Below are 6349 nucleotides of genomic sequence, written 5' to 3'. Positions count from 1 at the left end.
CGCCTTGTCGATCTGGTCATACGCCGTGAACGTCGCGCCGCCAGACTCAGCCAGAACCTTCGTGATCGCAGCCGTCAGAGACGTCTTGCCATGGTCAACGTGGCCGATCGTCCCGATGTTGCAATGCGGCTTGTTGCGTTCGAACTTTTCCTTGGCCATCGGTCGTGGTCCTTCGGCTGCCAAATGGCGGGCGATCCCGCAGTGGGCGGTCGGTTACGGGTTTTCGATCAATTCTGCAAGAGCCAGTTGCGATAGTTCCCGGCCATTTGCGCACCGAGACGCTCGACCGGACCGCCCGCCAGCGCCGGCACGAGGAACGTGCCGACAAGTCCACCGCCGCCGTCGATCAGCATGGTCATGTCTGGATAGACCATCAACGCCTGACCGCTTGTTGCATCGCGCATGGTGATCGTCGCCTTCATCACATGATGCTGGGAGACGAGGATGCGCATCGCCTCGTTCGGCAGCGTCAGGGATGTGATGACCACATCGAGGCGCGCCGGCCGCTGGCCGAGCAGCGCCCGACCCACCTGCTTGTCCATTTCGCCGCGCAGGATCTCGATCGTGCGCTGCCGGTAGAAGACCTCGGCCTCCGGCGAGCTGATGATCGCGAAATAGTCCGTGCTGGCGGTCCGCGGCGCGACCGCGGTGGATTCCGGCGTCCCGTCACGAACCGGCACGACAGCGCCGCGCGACGCGGCAAAGGCCGTCTCGAAGGCCGTGTTGCGGCCTGATACGCCCGGCGCGAGCGTCACACCGATATCGGCGATGCGGTAAGTGTTGAGTTCCGCCACCGACATGGAGCGTGACGGTGCATTGCAGGCCGCCAGCGACAGGGCCGCGCACACGAGAACAAAACGACGCGATATCATACGATTACCCCCGATCCGCAAACGCCAATAGCAGAGCACGGTTGCGGAAGAAAGCCAGCCCGCGCAAAACGTGTGGGGAAATCGCCGGCCGTCGCGGGGGGACTGGAGCGGGTAGCGGGAATCGAACCCGCGTATTCAGCTTGGAAGGCTGCTGCTCTACCATTGAGCTATACCCGCGCCGGTCGGCGAGTGACCACATTTGGCCCGCGCGATCAAGCCCTGCGGCGCACCGGAGGTGCTTGATCGCGCGGGCCCACCGGCCGTGTCTTGACGTGTGACGCTGGCCAGCCCTGCGGCCGGGTGCATTGCGCGCGGCGGGCGGTCCGCTTTGATGTCCGCCCCCTCCAGCGACGGATCGGCGCACCGATTCCGCCCGTGACTATGCCCGACCCTTCGCTTCTCAAGCCGGACAGCATCCGCCTCGCGCCCCTCGCCGCTCCGCTGGCGGTGACGCAAATCACCGGCTGGGGCACTACATATTGGATTCCCGCCATGCTCGCGGGCCCGCTCGAGCGCGATATCGGCCTGACCGCCGAGGCCGTCTTTGGCGGCGTCACCGTCATGCTGCTGGTCTCCGCAGTCGTCGCCCCGCGTTTCGGCCGCCTGATCGACGCGCATGGTTCGCGCTGGCCGATGGTCGCCGGCTCGCTGGTCCTGGCGCTGGCCCTCCTCGTCATCTCGCAGGCGACCGGCACTGTCAGCTACCTCGCCGGCTGGGTGCTGATCGGCATCGGCATGCCGCTCGCCCTGACGCAGGCCGCGGCCGCCGCCATGGCGCAGATCGCCGGTCCGAAGGCGCGGCAGGCGATCGGCCTGCTGATGATGATCGGCGGCCTGTCCTCGTCCGTGTTCTGGCCGCTTTCCGCCTTCCTCGAGGCGAATGTCGGCTGGCGGCAGATGTGCATGCTCTTCGCGCTCGCGCACGTCGTCATCTGCGCGCCCATTCATCTGCTGGCGCTCGGCCGGATGCAGGCACAGCGGCCTCGCGACGCCGGGCCTGGCGCGAGAACGCCCGCGCCGCCACGGCTGTCGCCCGAGGAGCGCCGCGCGGCCTTCATCCTGATGGCCACCGCCTTCTCGCTGACTGGCTTCATCTCGTGGGGCCTGCCCCTTCAGCTGGTCGAAATCCTGAAGGCCTATGGCCACCCCGTCGCCTTCGCCGTCTTCGTCGGCACGCTGATGGGGCCGGCCCAGGTCGCCGCCCGCTTTGCCGAGATGACCTTCGGCGGCAGGGTCGGCATCCTCACCGTCGGCGTCATCTCCGCCGCGCTCATGCCGCTGGCCGTGTTGCTGCCGATCCTCGGCCCGCCCTCACCCGCCATCGCGATCGGCTTCGCCATCGGCTACGGCATGTCTGCCGGGGCCATCACCATCGTCCGCAACGTCGCGCCGCTCGCCCTGTTCGGCAAGGAGACCTACGCGACCATGACCGGCTGGCTGAGCCTGCCGCAGAATATCGTTTTCGCGCTGTCGCCGATGATCTTCGCGGCGACAATGCGCCATTCCGGCCCGACCGCGACGCTGATCCTCGCCTTTGGCGCGGCACTGGCCGCCCTCGCCGTCATGATGATCCTCGATCGCCGCTTCCGCGACCGGGCGGCGGCCTGAGCGCCGATCCATGCTAGGCTTGCGGGTCTGCCACGGCCCGAGCACCGTTGACGATAGTTACAGATGAAACTATATCGGCGCCGCGGCAGCCCGGAGGAAGCGCCATGACCCTGCAATATGTCACCGGTTTCGTGCCCACCGACGACCGTGGCGGCGGCACGCTCAAATACATGTCCGGCTTCGGCAATTCGTTCGAGACCGAGGCGCTGCCCGGCGCCCTGCCGATCGGCCGCAACTCGCCGCAGAAGGTCAATTACGGGCTCTATGCCGAGCAGCTGTCGGGCTCGCCGTTCACCGCGCCGCAGGCGACCAACCAGCGCTCCTGGCTCTACCGCATCCGCCCCTCGGTGAAGCATTCCGGCCGCTACCGGAAGGTCGACAAGGGCTTCCTGCGCACCGCGCCGGACGCCCGCAACGAGAGCCACCTGCCGATCGACCAGCTCCGCTGGGACCCGACGCCGCTCCCCGCCGAACCGGTCACCTTCGTCAACGGCCTCCACACCATCACCACGGCGGGCGATTCGGACACCCAGGTCGGCATGGCCGCCCATGTGCTGCTCGTCACCCGGTCGATGACGTCGGAATATTTCTTCAACGCCGACGGCGAGTTCCTGATCGTCGCGCAGGAGAACAGGCTGCGCTTCTGCACCGAGTTCGGCATCATCGAGATCGAACCGGGCGAGATCTGCATCATCCCGCGCGGCGTGGTCTTCAAGGTCGAACTGGTCGATGGTCCGGCGCGCGCCTATGTCTGCGAGAACTACGGCGGCGCCTTCACGGTGCCCGACCGGGGGCCGATCGGCGCCAATTGTCTCGCCAATTCCCGCGATTTCCTGACCCCCGTTGCCGCTTACGAGGACCGCGAGGAGCCCTCCACCATGTTCGTCAAGTGGGGCGGCGAACTCTACGCCGCGCCTATCGACCAGTCGCCGCTCGACGTCGCGGCGTGGCATGGCAATTACTACCCCTACAAGTACGATCTGAGGCACTTCTCGCCGGTTGGGCCGATCCTCTTCGACCATGCGGACCCGTCGATCTTCACGGTGATGACCGCGCCCTCCGAAACGCCCGGCACCGCCAATGTCGATTTCGTCATCTTCCCGGAGCGTTGGATGGTCGGCGAGAACACGTTCCGCCCGCCCTGGTACCATCGCAACCTGATGAGCGAGTTCATGGGGCTGATCTACGGCGTTTACGACGCCAAGCCCGAGGGCTTCGTCCCCGGCGGCATGAGCCTGCACAACTGCATGCTGCCGCACGGGCCGGACACCACGGCCTTCGAACATGCCAGCAACATGGAGCTGAAGCCGTCCAAGCTGACCGGCACCATGGCCTTCATGTTCGAGACGCGCTTCCCCCAGCGCGTGACCAAATATGCCAGCGAGCTTGGAACGCTCCAGCCGAACTACACGGATTGCTGGACGGATCTGAAGAAGCACTTCGACCCCACGCGCAAGGAACCGAAGCGGGGCTGAGGCTGCCGGTCGGCCATGGGCTACTGCGTCATGGCCGGGCTCGTCCCGGCCATCCACGACTTGAACACGACCCGCCAAAGGGAACTCGTGGAGGCCCGGGACGAGCCCGGGCATGACGGATTGGAACGAACTGCGCCCCGGCCTCAGCTGACGACGGGCAGGTCGATGATGTCGTAGGCGTGCGCGATCGTCCGCTTCCTGACCGGGTCGATCAGCTCCATCTCGAAACGGGCGGCGGGACGGATTCCGCCGATGGCGCCGAGTGTGCCGCCAAACATCAGCGTCGCCGGCGGCAGCGTGTCCCTGCCGGTCCACTTGCCGATGAGATCGAGCGGCTGGCGCAGCGCCGAGAGCTTGCCCTCCTGATAGAGCACCCGCTCGCCGCCGATGACGGCATGGGCGCGCAATTGCAGCTCGTCCCAGTGCGGCGCGACCTCCTCGTATTTCCACAGCACGGTGCCGACCGGCTTGGCGCACATCTGCTTGGACAGCGCAATGCCGTAGGTCTCGGCCTTGCGGTCGGTGTGGTCGGAGCCGACCGTCACCCAGAGGCCGTCGGCCAGCGACACGATGACCGGCTCGATCTCGCCGGACGAATCCGGCCCCAACACCTCGACACGGCTCGACTGCGTCACCAGCGCCGCCCCGCCCCGGTAGAAGACCGGCACGGACGAGGGCGGCGGCACGCCGATGGCCGCGAGTTCATGGATGTGATGCTCGATCGCCGCCGCATCGCGGCCGGCCCAGCCGGCGATGACGAGCGTCTCCAGGTCGAGGGAGATGCGATCGGTGCGGTCGCCGGCATGGCGGGTGAAGGTCAGCATGGAAGTGGCCCCTGTCGAACGGACCCGAGCCATAGCCCGCCGGCCGCCGCCGCGCCATCCTCGCAAATGCCGGCCGCCCATGACGCGGCCGGGCCCGGCGCTAAGCTTAACCGCCGACGCAAGTTGCGGAGCTGCCAGCGTTCGGCTTTGATCCCGCCGACCGACAATGAGGGGAACTATCATGCAGCCGATGACCGCGGGCGTGACCAAGGCCGGAACCGGCATGGACGGGATCGTCTGGAATATTCTGGGCCAGACCTATGTGCCGAAGCAGGTCAGCGAGAACTCGATGTCGTGGCATGCGACCTTCCCGCCCGGCACCTTCGTTCCGCCGCACATCCACCCGACGCAGGACGAGTTCATCTACATGCTGGAGGGGCGGCTCGACCTCGTCCTCGAAGGCCGCGAATTCGTCGCGACCGCGGGCGACGTGATCCGCCTGCCCATGGGCCTCGCCCACGGCATCTTCAACAAGTCGGACCAGACGGTGAAATGCTTCTTCTGGGTCTCGCCGACCCGTCGGCTCTACGATCTGTTCTGGGGCATCCACTCCATGGCCGAGCAGACGCCGGACGCCGTCGTCGCCCTCTCCGCCAAGCACGAGGTCGTGTTCCTGCCGCCGCCTCCCGGCGCGTGAGGCATCAGCGGGCCGGACGGGCCTGCGACCAGGTCACCAGCGCGACGCCGGCCACCACGATCAGCGCGCCGGCCCATGTGGCCGGCGGATAGCGCTCGCCGAGCACGATCGTCCCCGCGACCAGCCCGACCGCCGCCGCCACATAGCCGATCTGGCTGAGATAGACCGGACCGCCGACCTGCTGCAGGCGGAAATGCATGGCGAGCATGAGGGCGGTCGCGACGATCTGGGCGGCCATGAGCAGCGGCACCGTGCCGATCAGGGCGAGGCCGGCCCCCCCCTCCCCGTTGGCGAACACCGCCGCGAACAACATGCCGGCGGCCGCCAGATTGGTCGCCGCCGCGAGGGCCAGCGGATCGGCACCAGGCGGCCAGGCGACGGAACGGTAGACGTTGCCGCTCGCCAGGAAGACCGGGATCAGCATGGCGAGCGCGACCCAGCCGAAGGCCGTCGACTGGCCCGGGGCACCCGCCCCCCTGAACCCGATGATGATCAGCGCGCCGGCCAGCCCGAGCGCGAGGCCCAGCGCGCCGATCGCGTCGGGCCGGCGGCGATAGACCACCGACGAGATCAGCAGCGTGATAATCGGCGACAGCGCGAACATGACGGCCGTCAGGCCGGCGCCGATCTTCGGGATCGAAATGAAGACGATGAGATTGGGAATGACGAAGGAGATCAGCGCGGCGACCACGTAGTAGGTCAGATCGGCGCGCGATCTCCCCGGTTTCCTGCCGGCGAGATAGGCGCGCACGAGCAGGAACAGGCTCGCGCCGAAAGTCATGGCGAAAACCCAGGACGCCGGCGGCACGCCGGCCTGCGCCGCCAGTTTCTGCAAGGGAAATGTCGCGCCGAGACAGAATCCGCAGCCGAGGAGCAGCAGCGCGGCCTGGCGCATCGTGGAACTGGTCATGGCGAAAAGCAGCCGATCAGAGC

7 protein-coding genes and 1 tRNA gene are annotated in these 6349 nt (G+C 67.3%); 3 read left to right on the top strand and 5 right to left on the bottom strand.

Features of this window, described 5'->3' with window-relative positions; all coding sequences use genetic code 11:
• From JNK84_RS00635 to JNK84_RS00625, 3 genes are all read right to left on the bottom strand, one after another.
• Positions 1-159, bottom strand: a 159-nt coding sequence (locus JNK84_RS00635) for a GTP-binding protein (RefSeq protein ID WP_293419206.1), incomplete at its 3' end; no start/stop codon positions are given.
• Positions 160-227: 68 nt separating this feature from the next.
• Entirely contained in the window at positions 228-872 is a 645-nt protein-coding gene (locus tag JNK84_RS00630; protein ID WP_293419191.1) for a hypothetical protein, read from the bottom strand.
• 103 nt (positions 873-975) lie between these two features.
• A tRNA-Gly gene (locus JNK84_RS00625) sits at positions 976-1049 on the bottom strand.
• A 204-nt stretch (positions 1050-1253) separates the two neighbouring features.
• Here JNK84_RS00625 and JNK84_RS00620 point away from each other — a divergent pair.
• Positions 1254-2480, top strand: coding sequence for an MFS transporter (locus tag JNK84_RS00620; RefSeq protein WP_293419203.1), 1227 nt, complete (start codon positions 1254-1256; stop codon positions 2478-2480).
• 104 nt (positions 2481-2584) lie between these two features.
• Positions 2585-3955: a homogentisate 1,2-dioxygenase gene (gene hmgA / locus JNK84_RS00615; RefSeq protein WP_293419188.1), complete on the top strand. Its 1371-nt coding sequence runs from the start codon at positions 2585-2587 to the stop codon at positions 3953-3955.
• A gap of 143 nt (positions 3956-4098) precedes the next feature.
• On the opposite strand, the gene JNK84_RS00610 is transcribed toward hmgA, so the two are convergent.
• Positions 4099-4779: a DUF2848 domain-containing protein gene (locus JNK84_RS00610; RefSeq protein WP_293419185.1), complete on the bottom strand. Its 681-nt coding sequence runs from the start codon at positions 4777-4779 to the stop codon at positions 4099-4101.
• 181 nt (positions 4780-4960) lie between these two features.
• On the opposite strand from JNK84_RS00610, the gene JNK84_RS00605 reads away from it, so the two are divergent.
• Complete coding sequence (locus tag JNK84_RS00605; protein WP_293419182.1) at positions 4961-5416, top strand: cupin domain-containing protein; 456 nt, start codon at positions 4961-4963, stop codon at positions 5414-5416.
• Positions 5417-5420: 4 nt separating this feature from the next.
• Here JNK84_RS00605 and JNK84_RS00600 read toward each other — a convergent pair whose 3' ends face one another.
• Positions 5421-6326, bottom strand: coding sequence for a DMT family transporter (locus tag JNK84_RS00600; RefSeq protein ID WP_293419179.1), 906 nt, complete (start codon positions 6324-6326; stop codon positions 5421-5423).
• Positions 6327-6349 lie beyond the last annotated feature (23 nt).

The sequence above is a fragment of the Phreatobacter sp. genome (assembly GCF_016793595.1).
Classification (GTDB): Bacteria; Pseudomonadota; Alphaproteobacteria; order Rhizobiales; family Phreatobacteraceae; genus Phreatobacter.
Note: the sequence above shows the minus strand (reverse complement) of the source record. Positions and strands in the feature narration are given on the sequence as shown.

Bases quoted from the DNA above. Each gene is read 5' to 3' on its own strand.
- JNK84_RS00600 (WP_293419179.1), bottom strand. From the start codon at position 6,326: ATGACCAGTTCCACGATGCGCCAGGCCGCGCTGCTGCTCCTCGGCTGC.
- JNK84_RS00610 (WP_293419185.1), bottom strand. From the start codon at position 4,779: ATGCTGACCTTCACCCGCCATGCCGGCGACCGCACCGATCGCATCTCC.
- JNK84_RS00605 (WP_293419182.1), top strand. From the start codon at position 4,961: ATGCAGCCGATGACCGCGGGCGTGACCAAGGCCGGAACCGGCATGGAC.
- JNK84_RS00620 (WP_293419203.1), top strand. From the start codon at position 1,254: ATGCCCGACCCTTCGCTTCTCAAGCCGGACAGCATCCGCCTCGCGCCC.
- hmgA (WP_293419188.1), top strand. From the start codon at position 2,585: ATGACCCTGCAATATGTCACCGGTTTCGTGCCCACCGACGACCGTGGC.
- JNK84_RS00630 (WP_293419191.1), bottom strand. From the start codon at position 872: ATGATATCGCGTCGTTTTGTTCTCGTGTGCGCGGCCCTGTCGCTGGCG.